The 20,941-nt window shown below is 70.4% G+C and carries 22 protein-coding genes and 1 pseudogene; 12 read left to right on the top strand and 11 right to left on the bottom strand.

The genetic code is table 11. The features are described from left to right. Positions 1–88: 88 nt before the first annotated feature. Positions 89–1,426, bottom strand: a complete 1,338-nt coding sequence (locus tag ACF07N_RS15625) for an MATE family efflux transporter (RefSeq protein ID WP_392112777.1) — start codon at positions 1,424–1,426, stop codon at positions 89–91. Between the two features lie 460 nt (positions 1,427–1,886). Here ACF07N_RS15625 and dnaB point away from each other — a divergent pair, with 460 nt between their 5' ends. Next, positions 1,887–3,368, top strand: coding sequence for a replicative DNA helicase (dnaB, locus tag ACF07N_RS15620; protein ID WP_392112774.1), 1,482 nt, complete (start codon positions 1,887–1,889; stop codon positions 3,366–3,368). A gap of 274 nt (positions 3,369–3,642) precedes the next feature. Here dnaB and ACF07N_RS15615 read toward each other — a convergent pair whose 3' ends face one another. Then, a complete protein-coding gene (locus ACF07N_RS15615) occupies positions 3,643–4,116 on the bottom strand; it encodes a hypothetical protein (protein WP_392112771.1) in 474 nt (157 codons plus the stop codon). Between the two features lie 144 nt (positions 4,117–4,260). On the opposite strand from ACF07N_RS15615, the gene ACF07N_RS15610 reads away from it, so the two are divergent. The 4 genes and pseudogenes from ACF07N_RS15610 to ACF07N_RS15595 all read left to right on the top strand — a co-directional run bounded on the left by ACF07N_RS15610 (position 4,261) and on the right by ACF07N_RS15595 (position 6,694). Continuing rightward, positions 4,261–4,596 (top strand): hypothetical protein, encoded by a 336-nt coding sequence (locus ACF07N_RS15610; RefSeq protein WP_392112768.1) that lies wholly within the window; start codon positions 4,261–4,263, stop codon positions 4,594–4,596. Between the two features lie 57 nt (positions 4,597–4,653). Beyond that, positions 4,654–4,863 (top strand): annotated as a pseudogene (locus tag ACF07N_RS15605) (hypothetical protein); the annotation flags it as partial. Continuing rightward, positions 4,830–5,120, top strand: coding sequence for a hypothetical protein (locus tag ACF07N_RS15600; protein WP_392113636.1), 291 nt, complete (start codon positions 4,830–4,832; stop codon positions 5,118–5,120). The pseudogene ACF07N_RS15605 and the gene ACF07N_RS15600, both read left to right, overlap by 34 nt. A 188-nt stretch (positions 5,121–5,308) precedes the next feature. After that, positions 5,309–6,694, top strand: coding sequence for a serine hydrolase domain-containing protein (locus ACF07N_RS15595; protein ID WP_392112765.1), 1,386 nt, complete (start codon positions 5,309–5,311; stop codon positions 6,692–6,694). Positions 6,695–6,765: 71 nt separating this feature from the next. Here the strand turns inward: ACF07N_RS15595 and ACF07N_RS15590 are convergent, their stop codons facing one another. Together ACF07N_RS15590 and ACF07N_RS15585 are read right to left on the bottom strand one after the other, a co-directional pair. After that, positions 6,766–7,218 (bottom strand): GNAT family N-acetyltransferase, encoded by a 453-nt coding sequence (locus ACF07N_RS15590; RefSeq protein WP_383327455.1) that lies wholly within the window; start codon positions 7,216–7,218, stop codon positions 6,766–6,768. Positions 7,219–7,257: 39 nt separating this feature from the next. Further along, complete coding sequence (locus ACF07N_RS15585; protein ID WP_383327458.1) at positions 7,258–7,722, bottom strand: MarR family winged helix-turn-helix transcriptional regulator; 465 nt, start codon at positions 7,720–7,722, stop codon at positions 7,258–7,260. Between the two features lie 143 nt (positions 7,723–7,865). On the opposite strand from ACF07N_RS15585, the gene ACF07N_RS15580 reads away from it, so the two are divergent. Together ACF07N_RS15580 and ACF07N_RS15575 are read left to right on the top strand one after the other, a co-directional pair. Beyond that, positions 7,866–9,074, top strand: a complete 1,209-nt coding sequence (locus ACF07N_RS15580; RefSeq protein ID WP_383327461.1) for an MFS transporter — start codon at positions 7,866–7,868, stop codon at positions 9,072–9,074. Between the two features lie 55 nt (positions 9,075–9,129). Further along, positions 9,130–9,552 carry a heme-binding protein gene (locus tag ACF07N_RS15575; RefSeq protein ID WP_392112761.1) on the top strand — a complete coding sequence of 141 codons (423 nt, stop codon included), beginning with the start codon at positions 9,130–9,132 and terminating at the stop codon, positions 9,550–9,552. A 77-nt stretch (positions 9,553–9,629) separates the two neighbouring features. On the opposite strand, the gene ACF07N_RS15570 is transcribed toward ACF07N_RS15575, so the two are convergent. Next, complete coding sequence (locus ACF07N_RS15570) at positions 9,630–10,496, bottom strand: GNAT family N-acetyltransferase (protein ID WP_383327466.1); 867 nt, start codon at positions 10,494–10,496, stop codon at positions 9,630–9,632. A 589-nt stretch (positions 10,497–11,085) separates the two neighbouring features. Here ACF07N_RS15570 and ACF07N_RS15565 point away from each other — a divergent pair. Continuing rightward, complete coding sequence (locus ACF07N_RS15565) at positions 11,086–12,762, top strand: globin domain-containing protein (protein WP_392112757.1); 1,677 nt, start codon at positions 11,086–11,088, stop codon at positions 12,760–12,762. Between the two features lie 19 nt (positions 12,763–12,781). On the opposite strand, the gene ACF07N_RS15560 is transcribed toward ACF07N_RS15565, so the two are convergent. The 5 genes from ACF07N_RS15560 to ACF07N_RS15540 form a co-directional block, all read right to left on the bottom strand. Continuing rightward, the gene (locus ACF07N_RS15560) at positions 12,782–13,264 is read right to left on the bottom strand and encodes an NUDIX domain-containing protein (protein WP_383327471.1); all 483 of its coding nucleotides are present in this window, start codon (positions 13,262–13,264) and stop codon (positions 12,782–12,784) included. Positions 13,265–13,420: 156 nt separating this feature from the next. Further along, a complete protein-coding gene (locus ACF07N_RS15555; protein ID WP_383327474.1) occupies positions 13,421–14,326 on the bottom strand; it encodes a LysR family transcriptional regulator in 906 nt (301 codons plus the stop codon). Between the two features lie 196 nt (positions 14,327–14,522). Next, positions 14,523–15,704 (bottom strand): cystathionine gamma-lyase, encoded by a 1,182-nt coding sequence (locus tag ACF07N_RS15550; protein WP_392112754.1) that lies wholly within the window; start codon positions 15,702–15,704, stop codon positions 14,523–14,525. Continuing rightward, positions 15,701–16,192, bottom strand: a complete 492-nt coding sequence (locus ACF07N_RS15545) for a low molecular weight protein-tyrosine-phosphatase (RefSeq protein WP_392112751.1) — start codon at positions 16,190–16,192, stop codon at positions 15,701–15,703. The genes ACF07N_RS15550 and ACF07N_RS15545 overlap by 4 nt, the downstream gene beginning before the upstream one ends. Positions 16,193–16,198: 6 nt before the next feature. Further along, entirely contained in the window at positions 16,199–16,576 is a 378-nt protein-coding gene (locus ACF07N_RS15540; protein WP_383327482.1) for a phage holin family protein, read from the bottom strand. Between the two features lie 60 nt (positions 16,577–16,636). Here ACF07N_RS15540 and ACF07N_RS15535 point away from each other — a divergent pair, with 60 nt between their 5' ends. The 4 genes from ACF07N_RS15535 (at position 16,637) to ACF07N_RS15520 (ending at position 18,917) form a co-directional block, all read left to right on the top strand. Beyond that, the gene (locus ACF07N_RS15535; protein ID WP_392112748.1) at positions 16,637–16,954 is read left to right on the top strand and encodes a cupin domain-containing protein; all 318 of its coding nucleotides are present in this window, start codon (positions 16,637–16,639) and stop codon (positions 16,952–16,954) included. Between the two features lie 167 nt (positions 16,955–17,121). Beyond that, positions 17,122–17,334, top strand: a complete 213-nt coding sequence (locus ACF07N_RS15530) for a DUF5326 family protein (protein ID WP_392112745.1) — start codon at positions 17,122–17,124, stop codon at positions 17,332–17,334. 323 nt (positions 17,335–17,657) lie between these two features. Then, entirely contained in the window at positions 17,658–18,383 is a 726-nt protein-coding gene (locus ACF07N_RS15525; RefSeq protein ID WP_383327490.1) for an IclR family transcriptional regulator, read from the top strand. A gap of 99 nt (positions 18,384–18,482) precedes the next feature. After that, entirely contained in the window at positions 18,483–18,917 is a 435-nt protein-coding gene (locus tag ACF07N_RS15520) for an SsgA family sporulation/cell division regulator (RefSeq protein WP_383327493.1), read from the top strand. Positions 18,918–19,010: 93 nt separating this feature from the next. Here ACF07N_RS15520 and ACF07N_RS15515 read toward each other — a convergent pair whose 3' ends face one another. After that, positions 19,011–20,210 (bottom strand): YibE/F family protein, encoded by a 1,200-nt coding sequence (locus ACF07N_RS15515; RefSeq protein WP_392112741.1) that lies wholly within the window; start codon positions 20,208–20,210, stop codon positions 19,011–19,013. Positions 20,211–20,941 lie beyond the last annotated feature (731 nt).

Below are 20,941 nucleotides of genomic sequence, written 5' to 3'. Positions count from 1 at the left end.
GGGGTGCGGCCCCACTGTCGTGTCTGCCGACTGCGATGTTTCACGTGAAACCGCGTCGGGTGCCCCTCCGACGTTTCACGTGAAACCGTCAGCGGGTCGCTCCCGTCACCAGCCAGCGCCCTGAGCGGGTGCGGAGCCACAGGGTCAGCATCCGCACGGTCATCATCAGCGTCATGGTGGCCCACAGTGCGGTGAGCCCACCGCCCAGCACCGGCACCAGCAGCGCTGCCGGGGTGAACACGGCGAGAGTGACCAGCATCGCCCAGGCCAGGTAGGGACCGTCTCCGGCCCCCATCAGCACTCCGTCCAGGACGAAGACGATGCCGGAGATCGGCTGGGACAGGGCGACGATGACCAGGGCGGGCAGAGCCACGTCCTTGACGGCGGGGTCGCCGCTGAACAAGGGCAGGAACACCGGGCGGGTGATGACCACGAGGACGCCGAGGACGACTCCGACGGCGACGCCCCACTCGACCATGCGACGGCACGCGTCACGGGCGCCCTGTGTGTCACCGGCTCCGAGGTAGCGGCCGATGATGGCCTGGCCCGCGATGGCGATGGCGTCGAGGGCGAAGGCGAGCAGGCTCCACAGGGACAGGATGATCTGATGGGCGGCGATGTCGGCGTCTCCGAGCCGGGCGGCGACCGCCGTGGCGATCATCAGGATCGCCCGCAGGGAGAGGGTGCGGACCAGCAAGGGCACACCCGCTTGCGCGGAGGCCCTGATCCCGGCGGCGTCCGGGCGGAGCGAGGCACCGTGCTTGCGGGCACCGCGCAGGACCACCACGAGGTAGACCGCGGCCATGCCGCACTGGGCGATGACCGTGCCCCAGGCGGAGCCGGCGATCCCCATACCGGCGCCGTAGACGAGCCCGGCGTTGAGGGCGCCGTTCGCGAGGAAGCCGGCGATGGCGACGTAGAGCGGGGTTCGGGTGTCCTGCAGGCCACGGAGAACGCCGGTCGCGGCCAGGACGACGAGCATGGCGGGGATGCCGAGCACGGAGATGCGCAGGTAGGTGGTGGCGTAGGGGGCTGCCGCGTCCGACGCGCCGAAGAGGTCCACGAGGTGCGGTGCCGTGGGCAGGGCGGCGGCGACGACCAGGGCGCCCAGGAGCAGGGCGAGCCAGATGCCGTCCATGCCCTGGCGGATGGCGGCCTGGAGGTCACCCGCTCCGACCCGGCGGGCGACCGCCGCCGTGGTGGCGTATGCCAGGAAGACGAAGACGCTGACGGCGGTCATCAGCAAGGCCGAGGCGACGCCGAGACCGGCGAGCTGGGCGGTGCCCAGATGGCCGACGATGGCCGTGTCCGCCATCAGGAAGAGGGGCTCGGCGACGAGGGCGCCGAAGGCCGGCACGGCCAGTGCGACGATCTCTCGGTCGTGCTGTCTCCGGCCGTCTCGGTGGCGTGCGGGGGCCTGTGTCATGTGCACCAATCTAATCGTCCACAGGTAAGTGATGCAAAGCTTTCGTGACCCTTACTTTGCGTCCCGGGAAGCGCACGGCTGTGCACCTTTCGAAGCGATCTTGCGCCGGTTGGGGAAGTTTTTCTTCTGCACAGCCGGTGGATGGCCAATCCGCAGGTCAGAGCCTTGTCGTGGACATAGGGTGCTGCTTGTTCACAGCCCTGTCCACCGGGTCGTGCACAGGTTTGGCGCAGTTCTCCACAGCATCTGGCCCGTCGTCCACATGGCCTGTGGATAACCAGATTGGCTGACGGTGCCGACGGGCCTACGGTGGTCCGGCGCCCGCTCCGTCCGCTGGTTTGCAAAACGCCGCAAAACCGGCGTCGACCAACCGGAGTTGGGCCTCTCATTTGTCAGTGCCGTGCCGTAGAACAGAGGGGCACGGCGAGGTCTGCTGCGGCGGACGGGAGGAGGTGGCTCGGTGAGCATTTCCGAGCCCTTGGACGACCCGTGGGCCGACAGCGGGCCCAGTGATCGTCTGCCCGCCTCCCGCCGCCGGGGAGACGGCGCCCGGAGCCGTGACGAACAGCACGAGCGCGGTCCGGACAACGGCGCGTGGGACGGCGGCTCGGGCCCGTCGTTCGAGCGGGTGCCCCCGCAGGACATCGAGGCGGAGCAGTCCGTCCTCGGCGGCATGCTGCTCTCGAAGGACGCCATCGCCGACGTCGTCGAGATCCTCAAGGGCCACGACTTCTACAAGCCGGCCCACGAGACGATCTACCAGGCCATCCTCGACGTCTACGCCAAGGGCGAGCCGGCCGACCCCATCACCATCGCGGCCGAGCTCACCAAGCGCGGCGAGATCAACAAGGTGGGCGGGGCCTCCTATCTGCACACCCTCGTCCAGACGGTGCCCACGGCGGCCAACGCGGCCTACTACGCGGAGATCGTCCACGAGCGGGCGGTCCTGCGACGCCTGGTGGAGGCGGGAACGCGCATCACCCAGATGGGATACGCGGCCGACGACGACGTCGACGAGATCGTCAACCGCGCCCAGGCCGAGATCTACGCCGTCACCGAGCAGCGCACCAGCGAGGACTACCTGCCGCTCGGCGACATCATGGAGGGCGCGCTCGACGAGATCGAGGCCATCGGCTCGCGCAGCGGCGAGATGACCGGTGTGCCCACGGGTTTCACGGACTTCGACTCGCTGACCAACGGCCTGCACCCGGGTCAGATGATCGTCATCGCGGCCCGTCCCGCCATGGGCAAGTCCACGCTCGCCCTGGACTTCGCGCGGGCCGCCTCGATCAAGAACAACCTGCCGAGCGTGATCTTCTCCCTGGAGATGGGGCGCAACGAGATCGCGATGCGCCTGCTGTCCGCCGAGGCCCGGGTCGCCCTCCACCACATGCGCTCCGGCACGATGACGGACGAGGACTGGACACGCCTGGCCCGCCGGATGCCGGACGTCTCGGCCGCGCCGCTCTACATCGACGACTCCCCGAACCTGTCGATGATGGAGATCCGCGCCAAGTGCCGCCGTCTCAAGCAGCGCAACGACCTCCGGCTGGTCGTCATCGACTACCTCCAGCTGATGCAGTCCGGCGGGTCCAAGCGGGCCGAGAGCCGGCAGCAGGAGGTCTCGGACATGTCCCGTAACCTCAAGCTGCTGGCCAAGGAGCTGGAGATCCCGGTCATCGCGCTCTCCCAGCTGAACCGTGGTCCCGAGCAGCGCACGGACAAGAAGCCGATGGTCTCCGACCTGCGTGAGTCCGGCTCCATCGAGCAGGACGCCGACATGGTCATCCTGCTGCACCGCGAGGACGCCTACGAGAAGGAGTCGCCCCGTGCGGGCGAGGCCGACCTGATCGTGGCCAAGCACCGAAACGGCCCGACGGCCACGATCACCGTCGCCTTCCAGGGTCACTACTCGCGTTTCGTTGACATGGCCCAGACCTGATCCTCGCCGCTGTAGGACCTCATATTCCGCGTCGGAATCTCACAGCCGATGTCCGATGGATGTCGGATCCGAACGCTGGAGAGCACATTCCACTGCCCTGCAGCAACTGACCTGGCAGGCCATGGACACCCCGCATGGCGAACGTGGACCGGCTCCGCTTCCGAAGCTGCGCCACTCGCCAGCGCCCACCCACACGCCAGCTCGGCACCACTCACTCGGTCCTTCACACCCAGTTTGCTGCCCTATCAGGTACCAGCCGATCGTTGGCGGACGGCTATCGAACAGGACCGCACTCATCTACCAGAACGGTCGGCTCCGACAGGAAGACGTTCGGGTCGACGGGCCCATAGGCAACGTAGAACGTGTCGAGCCAGTACGCCCAGTCCCGTATTCCGGCCGCGCTACTGAACCGATAGTTCAACTGCCAACGGACCCACTGCCCTGAGCCCAGACGCACCGCCGGCGGGCGCCGCGGACGCGGCGGCAATCCGAACAACGGCTCCACACGCGCCAGCACGCGGAGCCGATCGCCCTCGTCTCGCAAGCTGAGTCCGACCTGGCGCAAGTCCCTCTCGCTCTCCTGCGGCTCAAAACCGTCACGCTCGGACATCTGGATGACCTGGGCGAAGGCAGACGGCACTGGTGACACCGGGAACCCTGTTGGCGCTGAATTCCTGCGGGCAGCAGCGTCACCGCCCCTGGAGTGCTTCGTCCAGGACGTCCTGATCCACTGAACCGTGATCTCCACTGGAACCGCCTTTCGTCTCGGACACTACGGCGACCACGGCCTGCACGGCACTCTGGTTTCGGCGTGCTGCCCGGCGGCCCGGGAGTTTCCGGCTGAGACGGACCTATTGCACGGCGCTAGAGTCCAATAGCGGAGGAGGCGAAGATGGCGCTGAACAGGAAGGGTTCCCGGCACATAACCGTTGACGGGATCGAGTACCGCTGGCGGATTCGCAAGAAGCCGTCCTACATGCAGGGACTCTGCTGGACACCGATGACCTATGCGGTCGAAGCGGCCAGCGGCAGCCAACCGGGCACGACGTTGATCGTCACCAGCGGTCAGGCCCATCCCAGCAACTGGTTGGGCGTCGAGACGGAGCCCATTCGTCCGGCTCACGTTGCTGCCAGCATTCGAGAGGCACGGGGTCAAGGCTGGGATCCAACCCGGGTCGGTTCTCCTTTCCAGCTCGACCGATCCGCAGGATTCATCGCCCAGTCATGAGATAGAGCGGAGTAGGGCGCGCATCTGGCCCGGCACCATGGCCTGGTGACCACATGGATGCGCTGCTACTGGGACGAGGAAGACACCTGGTTCTACTTCGAGGTCGACGCCCAAGGCTGGGTGATCCGGCAGGTTGAACTCGAAGGGCCTGAGCTGATCCCGATCGCGGCTGCTTCCCTCGCCGAATGGCAGGGGGAGCGCGACGCAGGCCGCATCGGTGATCACGACAGCAGATTCGGGATCACCGCCGAGCTGCCCGTCTCGGAATGCACTACCTGTTCCCGACACGCGTGCAGCAGCTCACGCACCGTCCCGAGGTGCCGCTGCAGTGGCGGTGCCAACAACTGCTGACCGTCAGCACCGGCGAGCAGATCTGGGGTCTCCTCGACGTCCTTCCCGACACCTTCGACAAGATCCCGGAGACCTTGGACACGGCGTCCAAGAAGGACATCGTCAACCGCATCGAGCAAGCAGTGAAGGTGCGGGAATGGATGGAACGGACGGCCGCCGACGCAGGCCCATGAGGTCCGGCGCAGCCGGCTGGACAGTCTGAGGAAAATGACACCGATCTGAGGTAGCCGCCTGCCGACACGTCCTGAGACTGGGGGGGCGTCCAGGTCATAACGTCGGCGGATGACACCGAAAGTGAGAACCTGCAGCCGCGCGGCGAAAAGAGGTCGACTCCGGCGACCGGGCCGGGTGGACTGGGCCCATGACGACACCTCAGGAAGAGCTGCTTCCCGCCACGCGGCGCGCGCTGCTGCACCGGATCGCCGTGGCGCAGGCCGATGGACGGGCGCCCTCGCTGGTCGCGGCCGTCGTCCGGGACGGCCGGACAGTGTGGCACGGGGCCCGGACATCGGTGGAGGGACACGGGCCGGACGAGACGGTGCAGTACCGCATCGGCTCGATCACCAAGACGTTCACCGCGGTCCTGATCATGCGTCTGCGCGACGAAGGGCTGCTCGGGCTCGGCGACCCGCTGGAGAAGCACCTCCCGGGTACGGGAGCGGGCGAGGCCACGATCGCCCAGCTTCTCGCGCACACCGGCGGACTGGCGGCCGAATCGCCCGCGCCGTGGTGGGAGCGGACCTCGGGGTCCCTGAGGCCGGAGCTGTCCGACGTCCTCGGCGAGCAGCCCCTGCTGCATCCCGTCGGCTGGCGGCATCACTACTCGAACCCGGGCTACACCCTGCTCGGCGCGCTCGTGGAGGAGCTGCGGGGGATGTCCTGGGAGGAGACGCTACGGCGTGAAGTGCTCGAACCCCTGGGGCTGGACCGGACGAGCGTGCGGCCGCGGAACCCGCACGCGGGCGGCTGGGCCGTGCACCCGTGGGCCGATGTGCTGCTGCCCGAACCCGCCGAGGACCTGGGGCGCATGGCACCTGCCGGTCAGCTCTGGTCCACGACCGCGGACCTGGCCCGGTTCGCGGCCTTCCTCGTGCGGGGAGACGACCGGGTGCTGAGTGCCGAGTCGCTGCGGGAGATGCGCACCCCGGCGGCGCCGGCCGAGGCCGCGGACGTGATGTCCGGTGACGCCTACGGCCTCGGCCTGCAGATCCAGCACCGGCACGGCCGATTGCTCGTGGGGCACAGCGGATCCCTGCCGGGCTTCCTGGCGAACGTGAGCATCAGCGTGGAGGACGATGTGGCGGCCGTCGTACTGGCCAACTGCACCTCGGGCCCGCCGGTCTCGGCCGTCGCCGCCGATCTCGTCCGGATCGTGGCCGAGTCCGAGCCACGCATCCCCAGCCCGTGGAAGCCGATGCGTGAGATCGACCCGTCCGCGCTGGAGCTGACGGGTCAGTGGTACTGGGGCACGTACGCGTTCGCTCTGCGGCTCACGGCCGACGGGCTCGCCTCGCTGGAGCCGCTGTCCGGCAACGGGCGCCGCTCGCGGTTCCGGCCGAACGGCGACGGGACCTGGACCGGCCTGGAGGGCTACTACGCCGGAGAGCTGCTGACGCCCGTACGGCGGCCGGACGGGTCTGTGAGCCATCTGGACCTCGGTTCGTTCGTGTTCACGCGGCAGCCGTACGACGAGACGGCTCCGGTGCCGGGTGGGGTCGACCCCGAGGGCTGGCGCGGGATCGGCTGAGCGCGGACACCGAGGAGGACATGAGGAAGCGCCCGTGTTTCACGTGAAACACGGGCGCTCGCGTCCACCGGTCAGAGCTGGAGCTTGAAACCCGTGTGGGAGGCGGTGAAGCCGAGTCGTTCGTAGAAGCGGTGGGCGTCGGCCCGGGACTTGTCCGATGTCAGCTGGACCAGCTGACAGCCCTGATCCCGGGACTCTTCGATCGCCCACTCGACGAGTCGGGTTCCCAGGCCGCTGCCGCGTTCCCCGGCGTCGATCCGGACGCCTTCGATGACCGACCGGGTCGCCCCTCGCCGGGACAGTCCGGGGATCACCGTGAGTTGCAGGGTGCCGACGACACGGCCCTCGCGGACCGCCACGACCACACGCTGGTTCGGGTCGGCGCTGAGCCGCTCCAGCGCGGTGAGGTACGGGGCGAGGTCGTCCGGCGACTCGCGCTGCGCGCCGAGCGGATCGTCCGCGAGCAGGGCCACGATCGCCGGGACGTCGTCGGCCACCGCGGTGCGTATCTCAAGATCTCCCATGGGCGCACCCTACGCAGTGACGGCCGGCGCGGGCACGGCTTACACGGGCACCGGGGCCTTCAGGGTCTCGACGGCCCGGACCAGCGGGGCCAGCTCGGGGTTCTTCGCCGCCTCGTCGAGTGCCTCGCGCAGGGCGGCGTCGTTGGTCGGCCGGGCCGCCTCCAGTAGCTGGAGCCCTGCCTCGGTGACGTTCGTGTAGATGCCCCGGCGGTCGGTGGGGCACAGATAGCGCTCCAGGAGCCCGCGGTCCTCCAGGCGGGTCACCAGCCGCGTGGTGGCGCTCTGGCTGAGGACGACCGCGTCGGCCACCTGCTTCATCTGCAGATGACCTCCGTCGCCGTCGTGCTGGCGGCTGAGTACGTCGAGCAGGGAGTACTCGCGCGCGCTCAGATCGTGCTTCGCCTGCAGGGCGCGCTCGATATGGGCCTCGATCCTCCCGTGGAGCAGGGAGAGGGCGCACCAGCCCTGGGCGAGGGCGGTGAGCGCGGGGTCCGTCGCTGTCATTGGCGTTTTCCTCCGTCCCGGAGCGGCTGACATCCAGAGTAGAGCACCCGCGCAATAGACGGCGTTTGCATATAGCCCGCGTCTGCAACTATTGTGGACGCACGCAAAGCGCCCCTGCAATCGTCTGGGAAGGTAACCCCTCCATGCCTCTCGCGCTTCTGGCCCTCGCGATCGGGGCCTTCGGGATCGGAACGACAGAGTTCGTGATCATGGGCTTGCTGCCCGAGGTCGCGGGTGACTACGGGGTCTCCATCCCCACCGCCGGATACCTGGTCACCGGCTACGCGCTGGGCGTCATGTTCGGCGCCCCACTGATGACCGTCGTCGGCACCAAGGTCTCCCGCAAGCGGATGCTGATGCTGCTGATGGGCCTGTTCATCGTCGGCAACCTGCTCTCGGCGCTCGCCCCCACCTTCGCCGTCATGCTGATCGGCCGGATCGTCGCCTCGCTCGCCCACGGCGCCTTCTTCGGCATCGGCTCGGTCGTCGCGGCCGACCTGGTCGCCCCGGACAAGAAGGCCGGCGCCATAGCGATGATGTTCACCGGACTGACCGTGGCCAACGTCGTCGGCGTCCCGCTGGGCACGCTCGTCGGGCAGTCCCTCGGCTGGCGGGTGACCTTCGGCATCGTCGCCGCTCTCGGGGTCGTCGGCCTGCTCGGCATCGCCCGGCTCGTCCCCGACATGCCCAAGCCGGACGGTGTGAGTCTGCGGCACGAGCTGGCCGCCTTCAAGAACGTGCAGGTGCTGCTCGCGATGGCGATGACCGTCCTCGGCTTCGGCGGTGTCTTCGCCGCCATCACCTACATCGCGCCGATGATGACCCACGTCGCGGGCTTCGCCGACGGATCCGTCACCTGGCTGCTGGTCCTCTTCGGCCTCGGCATGGTCGGCGGCAACCTCGTCGGCGGCAGGTTCGCCGACCGCGCCCTGATGCCCATGCTGTACGTCTCCCTGGGCGCCCTGGCCGTCGTCCTGGCGCTGTTCACGCTCACCGCGCACGACAAGGTCCTCTCGGCCGTCACGATCGCGTTGATCGGCGCCCTGGGCTTCGCCACCGTCCCGCCGCTGCAGAAGCGGGTCCTCGACCAGGCGCACGGCGCCCCGACCCTGGCCTCCGCCGTGAACATCGGCGCCTTCAACCTCGGCAACGCCCTGTCCGCCTGGCTCGGCGGCCTCGTCATCGCGGCGGGTCTCGGCTACACCGCTCCCAACTGGGTCGGCGCCGCCCTCGCGGCAGGCGCCCTGCTGCTGGCCGTTCTCTCGGCCGCGCTGGAGCGCCGCGACAGCGCCCCCGGCACCGTCGTCACGGGGTCCGCACCCGCCGGGCAGCGGACCGCCGTCCACCACTGAGCGGTCGGGACACCCCGGCCGGCCGTCCCCTCACACCCATCAGGAGAACCACCTCATGAGCACCACCACCGCTGTCGCCCCGCTGACCACCCAGGACGCCGACGCCCTCGTCGCCGCCGTCGGCCGCGCCGCGGAGGCCGCGGGCGTCACCGTCAGCGTCACCGTCCTGGACGCGGGAGGGCACCTGCTCGCCTTCCGGCGTGACGACCGTGCCGTGCTGATCTCCGGCGAGACCAGCACCCGCAAGGCCTACACGGCGCTTCAGCTGGACGCGCCCACCGCGGACCTGGTCGACGCCGTGCAGCCCGGGGGCCTGTTCCACACGCTGCCCACCGCGCTCGACCGGCCGCTGCTGTTCATCGCCGGCGGTGTGCCGGTGCACCGCGACGGCCGGCTGATCGGCGCGATCGGCGTCGGCGGCGGGGCCCCGGAGCAGGACCACGCCTTCGCCACGGCCGCCGTCGAGGCCCTCGTGTGAACCCGTAGGGCCTTCACCCGGCGAAAGCCGGTTCCCCGACACCCCGGGGAACCGGCTTTCGCCGTTCCGGGAGACCCTCAGCCCGCCGCGACCGTGACCGGAGCGAAGCGGCGGCTCCAGTCCCCGGGCAGCTCACTGATCCCGTACGACATCACGGAGTTGAAGGCGACGGACGCCAGGCCGCGCTCCTTCACCCAGTCGAGCAGCTCCTCGTGCCGCACGTCGATGTCGGTACGCAGCGGGCGGTCCGTGTGGGCGGCGAGGGACGCGATGAGCGCGCGGGCCACCGCCGTGTCACGGGCGATGAGCGGGCCCACGACGTGCGTCTGCATGTTGGGCCACGCGGCGGCGTACCCGACGAGTCGCCCGTTCTCCTCCGCCACGCGCAACTGGTCGGCGAAGGCGGGCAGTCGGGTGACGATGTGCGTGCGGTCGGTCCCGAACACCTGCTCGTCGAGGCGGAGGATCGCCGTGAGGTCCTCCGCGGTCGCGGCGCGGGTGGCGACCTCCGGCTCCCGTCCACCGGGCGTGAAGCGCCCCACCACCATCTCCGCCCGGCCGGTGACCTTGAAGCCGAGTTCCTCGTAGAGCGGGCGGCCGTTCGGCGTCGCGTGCAGAGTGAGGGGTGTGGTGCCCACCGCCGAGACCACATGGCGCATCAGCCGGCGTCCGACGCCCTGCCGGGCGTGCCGCCCCGCGACCAGGACCATGCCGATCGCGGCGAGGGCCGGGCGGTTCGGCGGTCCGTACTCGGTGACGACGCAGGCACTCACCAGGCCGCCGTCGGGGTCGTCGATGCCGTAGCCCTTCCCGGCCGTGAGGAGGAATCCCCACTTGTGCTCCTCCCGTGGCCACCCCCGGTCCTCGGACAAGTCGGCGCAGGCGGCCAGATCGCGGAGCGTCAGACGGCGAATGGGCAGAGAGGCAAGGGAAGGAGTCGGCACGCAGGTCAGGCTGTCCGACAACCGCCCATGACGTCCACCTGTTTCGGCAGAGACATGCGATCTTTTGGCCAGTTGCAGTCGCGGGCACCGTGCGCGAAGGGGCATCGGCTGTTTCACGTGAAACACGCACGAACAGCAGGTGACCCGCGGAGACGGTCAAGGCGACTTTCCGGTGCGCGAGTTGGCTGCCCGGTGATGCGCGTCCTGCTCTCATTCGTGAGGAGGCAAGGGGGGACTTGTGTGCACAGCGGTGCCCGGTAGGGTCGACTCCGGTTCGCGTCAGGGACGGGTGACCCGTGCCGGTGGGCCATGTGCGGGGCAATGCAGCCTAAAGGGACGGAGAGATCGAAGACCCGAGTTTCCGGTTGTACGGCGGGAATCCTCCAGGCGAGTGGGAAGCTCGAAGCGAGTACTGCGGGCAATGTCACACTCTCGCCTTACTTGTCCGTACGGAGTGGAATCACGGGTTGAATGTGGCCGCATTGGCCGCGACAGGGACGGGAACACGGCCGTCCACGGGGGAAAGCAGGCACTTTCCGACCAGGGAAGTGCGCAGACCGACCGAAAGATGCTCGAGGCGAGGCACACCATGGACGCTCCGACCACCACGTCGGCCGAGAACGGCACCAGCGGCGGCGGGGGCGGATGGTTCACGCCCCGCAACAAGCCGGCACCCGGCGGCGAGACCGGCCCGGCGGAGCCGCGCCGGCCGGCGGCGATACGCCCGGTGGGCCGGCCCACACCCCCTCCCCACGCCCCGGCGGACGGCCCGAACACGGCACCCTCGGTCCCCGCACCGACCGGCGGCACTCGCGCCGGCACTCCGGGCCAGGAGCACGTGTCCCCGGACGCGACACCGGAAGCGCCGGTCGTCACCAAGGAGCACGCGCCCCGGGGATCGGCACCCGCGTCGTCCCCGGTCGCCGCGCGGCACGCGTCAGCGAGCGCGGTGCCCGCATCCGCCGCCGCTCAGCACGTCCCGTCGCCCGGGACCGCACACCAGGCCACGGCCTCGTCGCCCGGCCCCGTGCCCACCGCGCTCACCCCGGCGCCCTTCGCCTCGACCGTGGCGCCGCCCGCCGCGCCACGTGTCCCCGGCCAGCGGCCCGCACCGGCCTCGGCCCGAGGCCCGGCCGCCCCCACCGCGCAGGCGTCGCCCGACGCCCTTCTCGTCCGCCGTGCCATGGCCGAGATCGCGCCCGTCGCCGACAAGGTCACCTCGTACTTCTACGCCCTGCTCTTCGTACGCCATCCCGATCTGCGGCCGCTGTTCCCCGCCGCCATGGACACCCAGCGGGACCGGCTGCTCAGGGCGCTGCTGACGGCCGCCGAGCACATCGACAACACCCACGTCCTCGTGGACTACCTCCAGAACCTCGGCCGCGGCCACCGCAAGTACGGAACCCGCGCCGAGCACTATCCGGCCGTCGGTGAATGCCTGATCGGCGCGCTGAGCAAGTACGCCGCCGCAGTGTGGGACGAGGAGATGGAGGCCGCCTGGGTCCGGACCTACACCACCATCTCCCAGATCATGATCGACGCGGCGGCCGCGGACGAGCTGCGGGCCCCGGCCTGGTGGTACGCCGAGGTCGTGACCCACGAGCTCAGAACCCCGGACATCGCGGTCGTCACCGTCCGCCCCGACCAGCCGTATCCCTTCCTCGCCGGGCAGTACACCAGCGTGGAGACACCCTGGTGGCCCCGGATCTGGCGGCACTACTCCTTCGCCTCGGCACCCCGCTCCGACGGTCTGCTGTCGTTCCACGTCAAGGCCGTCCCGGCCGGCTGGGTCTCCAACGCCCTGGTCCACCGCGCCCGCCCCGGGGACATCATCCGGCTCGGCCCGCCCGCCGGTTCCATGACCGTGGACCACACCACCGACAGCGGGCTGCTCTGCCTGGGCGGCGGTACCGGCATCGCGCCCATCAAGGCGCTGGTCGAGGACGTCGCCGAACACGGGGAGCGCCGCCCGGTCGAGGTCTTCTACGGCGCCCGCACCGACCAGGACCTGTACGACATCGACACGATGCTCCGTCTCCAGCAGGCCCACCCCTGGCTCTCGGTCCGCGCGATCATCGACCAGCAGGCGCACCAGCAGCTGCCGGACGCCATACGGGCCTACGGACCGTGGGACGAGTACGACGCCTACCTGTCGGGTCCGCCCGGGATGATCCGCAGCGGTGTGGACGCCCTGAGGGACATCGGCATCCCGTCGGACCGCATACGGCACGACTCCGTGGAGGAACTGGTCGCGGCAGGCGACTGACCTGCCGCAGGGTCCGGGATCAGCCCAGGTCGGGCGCGTGCATGGCGCGTACGCCCTCGATGTTGCCGTCCAGGTAGTGCCGCAGCGACAGCGGGACGAGGTGCACCGAGGCGATGCCGACCCGGGTGAAGGGCACCCGCACGATCTCGTACTCGCCGAGGGGCTCGTCCACCTCGGGGCCGTGGCGGAGCGAGGGATCCATGGACTCCAGCCGGCAGACGAAGAAGTGCTGCACCTTCACGCCGGTCGCTCCGCCGTCCTCCCCGATGTGCTCCACGGTGTCCACGAAGCAGGGCACCACGTCGGTGATCTTCGCGCCCAGTTCCTCGTACACCTCCCGGTGGAGGGCGTGGACGACGGTCGGATCATCGGGCTCGACCCCGCCGCCGGGCGTGACCCAGTAGGGGTCCAGGCCCGGCTTGGTGCGCTTGATCAGGATCAGGTCGTCACCGTCCAGCAGAACGGCGCGGGCGGTGCGCTTGACCACGGGTCGGACGGTCATGGGGGAAATGTGGCCCGGCTGGTTCCACGTGAAACATCGCACGATGTCACTGCCGGCGTGACCGTGGTGAAGGGCGCCTGTCCGGAGGTGGTGCGCCACCCGGAGCCCCGCCGTCGCGCCCCGGCCGAAGACCCCGGTCGTGCCGCCCGCGAAGCCTCAGCACCACGCGCTCGCCGCCCGCTGCAGCCAGTCGTGCGCTCGCGCGATGTGCGGCATGGCCAGGGTCCCGGTCCGAACCACCAGGAAGTAGGTCCGCAGGGGCGGCACGGCCGGCTCGTGCAGGGCCACGACGTCGCCCCGCTCCAGCGCGGCCGCGCACAGATACCGCGGCAGCACCGCCAGGCCCGCGCCCGCGGCCGCGCAGGCGAGGACCGCGCGCAGGTCCGGGACGACGACCGTGCCCGGAGCGGCCGGGCGCGAGTCGAAGACGGAGGCCCAGTAGCGGGAGACGAAGGGCAGCGACTCGTGCACCTCCACCACGGGAACCTGCTCGAGGGACGGCTCGGGCTTGCGGTCCTGCTGTCCCGCGCCGATCCGTTCGGCCCACTGCGGGGCGGCGACCAGGACGTGCTCCTCGTCGCAGAGCGCAGTCGCCGTGAGCAGGGCACCCCGCGGACGGGCCGTGCAGATGGCCAGATCGTGATGCCCGGCGGACAGCCCTTCCAGGGTCTCCTCGGCGGTCCCGAAGGAGACCCGCAGCGCGAAGCCCTGCCCGTCCTCGCCGGTGAGCTCGGTGAGCGCGGGCAGGGCTCGTTCGGCGGTGAACTCCGGGGGCCCCGCGAGGTGCAGCGTCCGTAAGGAGGAGTCGTCGTGGAGGCCGGTCTCGGTGATCTCCACCAGCGCGTCGAGATGCGGCGCGGCCTTGTGGGCGAGCTCGTCGCCGATGCTGGTCGGGGTCACGCCGCGGGCCTGCCTCAGGAACAGGGGGCGGCCCAGCTGCCGCTCCAGGGTCCTGATCTGCGAGGTGACGGCCGGCTGGGAGAGACCGAGCAGGGCGGCGGCGCGGGTGAAGGAGCCGGCCCGGTGCACGGTCACGAAGGTCCGCAGCAAGGCCAGATCCACTGACACTCTCCCCTCGTCGGCCCCCGCTCCCCGCCCCCGGCCGCGCCCAACTATAAATAAGTCGATAGGTCTCTGTCGCTACTGTGATTGGACACTGACAGAGAGTCAACTAGCCTTGGTCGCGCGGTTCTTGCGCGCGGAACCGGGGGACGGTCCGAGCCACGAGGGGGGAGGCTCGGACCGTCCGTGGGGGAGGTCAGACGGCCGACGCGTCCAGTGCGCGCAGCAGGTCCGCCACCAGATCGTCCGGGTCCTCGGCGCCCACCGACAGACGGATGAAGCCCTCCGGCACCGCGTCCCCGCCCCAGCGTCCGCGGCGTTCGGCCGTGGACCGCACGCCACCGAAACTCGTCGCGTCGTCCACCAGCCGCAGAGCGTCGAGGAAACGGTCGGCACGCGCCCGGTCGGGCAGGGTGAACGACACCACGCAGCCGAAGCGCCGCATCTGCTGCGCGGCGATCTTGTGCGAGGGGTCCTCGGGAAGCCCGGGATAGCGCAGCCCCGTCACCTCGGGCCGCGCCCGCAGCGCCTCGGCGACCGTCAGGGCCGTCGCGCACTGCCGGTCGACCCGCATCTGGAGCGTCGCGATGGAACGATGGGCCAGCCAGGCCTCCATGGGCCCCGGGATCGCGCCGACGATCTTGCGCCAGCGGCGCACGGCGGCCATGGCCTCGGCGTCCCGGCCCACGACGTACCCCAGCAGGACGTCACCGTGACCGGTGAGCTGCTTGGTGCCGCTGGCCACCGCGAAGTCGGCGCCGAGCTCCAGCGGGAGCTGCCCGAGCGGGGTCGCGAGGGTGTTGTCGACCGCGACCAGCGCACCACGCGCGTGTGCCGCCTCGGCGAGCCGCCTGATGTCGCACACGTCGAGGCCCGGGTTCGACGGCGTCTCGATCCACAGCAGCTTCGCACCGTCCAGCACGTCGAGCTGGGCGTCGCCCCCGGTCGGCGCGGTGCGCACCTCGATGCCGTACGTCTCCAGCTGGGCGCGGACCAGGGGCAGCGCCTGATAGCCGTCGGAGGGCAGCACGCACACGTCCCCGGCGCGCAGCTGGGAGAAGAGCACCGCGGAGATGGCGGCCATGCCGGAGGCGAAGACGAGCGTCTCGGCGTCGTCCGGGCCGGGGGCCTCCAGCTCGCCGATGGCGCGCTCCAGCAGCGTCCAGGTCGGGTTCTCGTCCCGGCCGTAGGTGTAGGGGCCGGTGGGGTCGCCCGGCAGGTGGAAGTGGGCGGCGAACACGGGCCCGGGCAGGGTGGGCTCGTACTTGACCGCCTCGGGCAGCCCCGCCCGCACCGCGCGCGTGCCGTCACCGGAGCCCCCGGCCGCGCGGCCGCCGCCCGTCGTTCCGCCCTCGCCACCCGTCGCGGATGCGCTCATGCCGCTCGTCCTTCCATGTCCTCGCGTACTGCGGCGAGCAGACCGGTGCTCGCCGCCTCCACCATCTCAAGACACTCCTCGAAGCCCTCCGGCCCCCCGTAGTACGGGTCCGGTACGTCGAGATCGTCGCCGGCGGCGGGGTCGTACGAGCGCAGCAGCCGCACCTTGCGCGCGTCCTGCTCCGTGGGCGCGAGGCGGCGCAGGGCCCCGAGGTGGCCGGCGTCCAGGGCGATCACCAGGTCCAGGCGGGAGAACCAGGACGGCTGGAACTGCCGGGCCGTGTGGCTCGAGGAGTAGCCGTTCTCCTCCAGCACGGTCACCGTGCGCGGATCGGCGCCGTCGCCCTCGTGCCAGCCGCCCGTGCCGGCGCTGTCCACCTCGACCAGGCCGTCGAGCCCGGCCTCGGCGACCCGCGCGCGGAACACGGCCTCGGCCATCGGGGAACGGCAGATGTTGCCCGTGCAGACGAAACAGACGCGGTACGTCATGGCTGCTCAGTCCTCGTCGGGCAGGACGACGTGCAGTGCCCAGGAGACGACCGAGATGATCAGGCCGCCCAGGACGGCCGTCCAGAAGCCCTCCACGTGGAAACTCAGGTCGAGCACGTCCGCCAGCCACGAGGTCAGCAGCAGCATCAGCGCGTTGACGACCAGGGTGAACAGGCCGAGCGTCAGGATCAGCAGCGGCAGGCTGAGCAGCTTGACGACCGGCTTGACCAGGAAGTTCACCAGGCCGAAGAGCAGCGCCACCACGATCAGGGTGCCGATCTTCTTGCCCGTGCTGTCACCGGTCAGGGTGATCTTGTCGAGCAGCCACACGGCGACCGCCAGGGCCCCCGCGTTGGCGATCGTCTTGACTAGGAAATTCTTCATGTGTCTGATCGTGGCAGACCTGATCGGACATGGGCACAAGAGGCAGGGGCGGACAAGGCGATGAAGGCATTCCGGCTGGACGAACTGGAGGCGGAGCGCGCCGCCAACGACGGCGCCTACCTGCAGTTCCTGCGGGAGAGGAACATGTCGGCCGGCCTGTACGCCCTCGACGCGGGCGAGCAGGACCCGCAGAAGCCGCACGATCAGGACGAGGTTTACTTCGTCGTGAGCGGCCGGGCCGCGATCACCGTGGGCATGGAGACGACCCAGGTGGCGCGCGGCAGCGTGGTCTACGTGCCGGCCGGCGTCGCGCACAAGTTCCACCACATCACCGAGGACCTGCGGGTGCTGGTGATCTTCTCTCCGCCGGAGAGCTGACGGACGGCCCCCGGGTTCCCTAGGGGACCGGTCAGGGGAGGACAAGGGGTGCGAGGCCCCCGCGGCACCCGCTCCCGGACCTAGCATCGAGTGCGGAACATCAACGATGGACACGACGATGGACACGACCCGGCACTCGAGCGGGCGGAGAGGTAAGGACGAGGGCGATGCGAGAGATCCTGGCGGGACTGCCGTGGTGGGTGAAGTGGGTCGCGGTGCCGGTCATCGCCCTCGTCGTGTTCGGAGGGCTGATCGCCAGTGTGGTGGGCTTCGTCATCGGACTGCTCTTCAAACTGCTGGTCTTCGTGGCCCTGGTCGGCGGACTGATCTACGTCGTACGCAAGTTCACCGCCGGCTCCTCGTCACGCAGCGACTGGTGAGGCCGGTGGGAAACCGGTGGGGGTAGCGGGAAACGCCGGGGATCACCGGTTCCCTCGGCCGGGGGAAGTTTCCCGTCCGGGCCGTCTGCGCGCGGTGGCGGACGAATAGAGTCCGGAACTCGACGCGGGGTCACCCCCCGCGAGCGGCGTACACCCCCACCCGTGTTCCCCGCACGGGCTGCCCCCTCGCGTCTCGGGAGTGACCCTTGGTCCCGGCTGACACCGCCCCAGTCCACCTGCCCGCTGTCCCCGCGCAGCCCCGTTCGGCACCCGGCCGCGCGACCCCACCCCCCTCTCCGCCGCCGGCGACCCTCATCGGATCCGTGCAGCGCGCCATGCGCCTGCTGGAGACCGTCGCCCGGCACGAGTACGGCGCTCCCGCCAAGCAACTGGCGCGCGAGACCGGACTCGCGCTGCCCACGACGTACCACCTGCTGCGCACGCTCGTGCACGAGGGCTATCTGCACCGGGACAAGGGCCTGTTCTTCCTCGGTGCCGCGGTCGAGCGGCTCAGCAGCAGCGGAGCACGGCAGAAACGTCGCAGCACGGTCGTGGACGCCCTCGCCCGCTGGCGGGACGCGCTCGGTGTGCCCGTGTACTACGCGGTCTACCGCGAGGGCGAGATCGAGGTCATGTGCGTCTCCGACACCCCCGGCACCCCGGCGGTCGAGGAATGGGCGGACTTCCGGGAGACCGGGCACGCGCACGCCATCGGGCAGTGCCTGCTGTCCCAGCTGGACGAGGAGGCCCGCCGCGACCACCTCGACCGCTACCCGGTGCAGCCCCTCACCCCGTACACGGTCCGCGACGACCACAGCCTGCTCAGACGGCTGGAGCGGATCCGCCGGATGGAACCGGTGATCGAGCGTCAGGAGTACGTGCTGGGCGCGGTGTGCGCGGCGATTCCGCTGACCCTGGGCACCACCGCCGCGACGGTGGCCATCTCGCTGCCCGCACACCAGTCGGACCGCCTGCTGCCCGCGGCCCGGCAGTTGCAGAACGAGATCGGGCGTCTGCTGGGGTCGTTGGCGCTCTCTATCAGTATGTGAAAACTCACTCCTTGTGATCTGCTGTGTACGTTCAGCAAGATTCCTCCAGATGTCAGAGGTTCGTACCCGGCCAGTCGACGGCGAATGACGGGGTTAGCGATGCACGAGTCCGTACAAGCAGAGGTCATGATGAGTTTCCTCGTCTCCGAGGAGCTCTCCTTCCGCATTCCGGTGGAGCTGCGTTATGAGACCAGCGATCCCTACGCCGTGCGGCTGACCTTTCACTTGCCCGGTGACGCCCCGGTGACCTGGGCTTTCGGACGGGAGTTGCTGATCGACGGCGTGGGACGGCCGTGCGGGGAGGGCGACGTGCGCGTCACCCCGGTCGAACCGGACTCCCTGGGCGAGGTGCTGATCCGCCTTCAGGTGGGCAGCGACCAGGCTCTCTTCCGGTCCTCGACGGCACCGCTGGTCGCCTTCCTCGACCGCACGGACAAGCTGGTCCCCCTGGGCCAGGAGGGTTCGCTCGCCGACTTCGACGCCCACCTCGACGAGGCCCTCGACCGCATCCTGGCGGAGCAGGGCGCCGGATGAGACCTCGGCCGGCGGGACGGTGGCGTAACGCTTCACCGGACCCCGCCGCGCTCTGCAGGAACGCTTCTCCGTACGCCCCCCACGCCCTGCGGATCAGCGCTTGCGGCGCCGTCCCCGCCCCCCGCGCGCGGCGGCGGGTTCCGCGGAGGGTTCCGCTCCCGGCCGGTCCGCCGACACCACCAGCGCGGCCAGCGCCGTGGTGACGGGCACCGAGGCGACCAGACCGATCGAACCGACCAGCGTGCGCACGATCTCCTCGGCGACCAGTTCGCTGTTGGCGACCGTCCCCACACCGCTCTGCGCGATCGAGAACAGCAGCAGCAACGGCAGCGCGGCACCCGCGTAGGCGAGGACGAGCGTGTTGACGACCGAGGCGATGTGGTCGCGGCCGATCCGGATGCCCGCCCGGTACAGACCGCGCCAGCCCATCGACGGGTTGGCCTCGTGCAGCTCCCAGACCGCCGAGGTCTGGGTGACCGTCACGTCGTCGAGGACACCGAGTGAGCCGATGATGATGCCGGCGAGCAGCAGACCGCTCATGTCGATCGTCGGGTAGAGCCCGTGGATGAGACCGGTGTTGTCGTCGGTGTTGCCGGTGAGCGCGGCCCAGTCGATGAACACCGAACCGAGGACGCCGATCAGCAGCAGCGACACCAGGGTGCCGAGCACCGCCACGGATGTCCGGGCGGACAGACCGTGACACAGGTACAGGGCGATGAGCATGATGGCGCTGGCGCCGACCACCGCCACGACCAGCGGGTTCGAACCCTGCAGGATCGCGGGCAGGATGAAGAAGTTCAGCACCAGGAAGCTGATGGCCAGTGAGACCAGCGCCATGACACCCTTCAGCCGCCCGACGACCACGACGGCGACCGCGAAGATGCCGGCGAGCAGCGCCAGGGGCATCCGCCGGTTCACGTCCGTGACGGAGTACTGCAGGTCCCTGGGCGCGGACGGCTCGTAGGCGACCACGACCTCCTGGCCCTCGTGCAACTGGCGGGACTGGTCGGGCTGGACGATCTCGGTGAACGTGCGGCCCTTGTCCTTGCCGCTGTCGACCCGGATCGTCGCCCGCTTACAGGTGCCGTTCTCCTGCTGCACCGCGGAGGAGCCTTCGGCGGTGGACGTGTCACCGGTCGGCGGGACGCCCGAGGCGCCCGCCTCCTTGCAGCTGACCTCCACGACCTCGGTGACCGTCGCCTGCTGGGTCTGCCGGTCGAAACCGACGCCGGTGCGCTCGTGCGCCGGGGCGCCGCCCGGCCACAGCACGGCCAGACCGACCAGTACCGCCACGCCGAACGGGATCAGGACCGCCGCGATGACCTTGCGCAGATGCGCCGAGACGGGCGTGGCCGGACCGTGACTGTGTGAGTGGCCGTGTCCACCGCCGGGAGCGGACCCGTGGCCGTGCCCGTGGCCGTCCCCTCCACCGGAGTCGTTCCCGGCACCTCCTCCGGGGCCCTGACCGCCCCCTCCGGAGCCGGGGCCGTGACCGCTGGGGCCCTGACCGCCGCCTCCGGGTCCGGCGCCCTGGCCGGGGGAGCCGGAACCGTATCCGCCTCCGGGGCCGTACTCGCCACGGGAGCCGTACTCGCCTCCGGGGCCGTACTCGCCTGCCGCCCGGTGTCCGCCCTCGGAGCCGTATCCGCCACCGCGGGAGGCGGGGTTCCGGCGACCGTCCTCACCCGGTGCGTAGCCGCCGCTTGCACCCGGTCCGTATCCCTCACGGAACCCGTCACCCGGACGCGGGGCGTAGCCGCCGCCCGTACCGGCTCCGTAGCCGGCCGAAGGGCCGGGCGCCTGCTGAGGGCCGGGCTCGCCACCGCCCGCACCCGCGCGCGCACTCGCACCGGGTCCGTACCCACGGTCCTGCCCCCGGGCAGGACCGTTCCCGGCTCCGGCGGTGGTCTCTCTGCCGCCACCAGGGCCGTCGCCGTGTCCGGCGCCGGATCCGCGGGGCGGTTCGGGCGGGGGGTACGGGGGGCGCTGTGTCGTGGTCACCGCCCGATCATCGCAAGAACGAC

Source organism: Streptomyces sp. NPDC015242 (assembly GCF_043079125.1).
In the GTDB taxonomy this organism is placed as follows: Bacteria; Actinomycetota; Actinomycetes; order Streptomycetales; family Streptomycetaceae; genus Streptomyces.
The sequence above is the reverse complement of the archived record's forward strand: the minus strand, read 5'-3'. Positions and strand labels throughout refer to the sequence as shown.

What these genes read in the sequence shown, in the direction of transcription:
- ACF07N_RS15550 (WP_392112754.1), bottom strand. Translation starts at nt 15,704, where the DNA reads ATGAGCGCATCCGCGACGGGTGGCGAGGGCGGAACGACGGGCGGCGGC.
- ACF07N_RS15530 (WP_392112745.1), top strand. Translation starts at nt 17,122, where the DNA reads ATGCGAGAGATCCTGGCGGGACTGCCGTGGTGGGTGAAGTGGGTCGCG.
- ACF07N_RS15545 (WP_392112751.1), bottom strand. Translation starts at nt 16,192, where the DNA reads ATGACGTACCGCGTCTGTTTCGTCTGCACGGGCAACATCTGCCGTTCC.
- ACF07N_RS15585 (WP_383327458.1), bottom strand. Translation starts at nt 7,722, where the DNA reads ATGACAGCGACGGACCCCGCGCTCACCGCCCTCGCCCAGGGCTGGTGC.
- ACF07N_RS15535 (WP_392112748.1), top strand. Translation starts at nt 16,637, where the DNA reads ATGAAGGCATTCCGGCTGGACGAACTGGAGGCGGAGCGCGCCGCCAAC.
- ACF07N_RS15540 (WP_383327482.1), bottom strand. Translation starts at nt 16,576, where the DNA reads ATGAAGAATTTCCTAGTCAAGACGATCGCCAACGCGGGGGCCCTGGCG.
- ACF07N_RS15590 (WP_383327455.1), bottom strand. Translation starts at nt 7,218, where the DNA reads ATGGGAGATCTTGAGATACGCACCGCGGTGGCCGACGACGTCCCGGCG.
- ACF07N_RS15565 (WP_392112757.1), top strand. Translation starts at nt 11,086, where the DNA reads ATGGACGCTCCGACCACCACGTCGGCCGAGAACGGCACCAGCGGCGGC.
- ACF07N_RS15575 (WP_392112761.1), top strand. Translation starts at nt 9,130, where the DNA reads ATGAGCACCACCACCGCTGTCGCCCCGCTGACCACCCAGGACGCCGAC.
- ACF07N_RS15610 (WP_392112768.1), top strand. Translation starts at nt 4,261, where the DNA reads ATGGCGCTGAACAGGAAGGGTTCCCGGCACATAACCGTTGACGGGATC.
- ACF07N_RS15520 (WP_383327493.1), top strand. Translation starts at nt 18,483, where the DNA reads ATGCACGAGTCCGTACAAGCAGAGGTCATGATGAGTTTCCTCGTCTCC.
- ACF07N_RS15580 (WP_383327461.1), top strand. Translation starts at nt 7,866, where the DNA reads ATGCCTCTCGCGCTTCTGGCCCTCGCGATCGGGGCCTTCGGGATCGGA.
- ACF07N_RS15625 (WP_392112777.1), bottom strand. Translation starts at nt 1,426, where the DNA reads ATGACACAGGCCCCCGCACGCCACCGAGACGGCCGGAGACAGCACGAC.
- ACF07N_RS15560 (WP_383327471.1), bottom strand. Translation starts at nt 13,264, where the DNA reads ATGACCGTCCGACCCGTGGTCAAGCGCACCGCCCGCGCCGTTCTGCTG.
- ACF07N_RS15595 (WP_392112765.1), top strand. Translation starts at nt 5,309, where the DNA reads ATGACGACACCTCAGGAAGAGCTGCTTCCCGCCACGCGGCGCGCGCTG.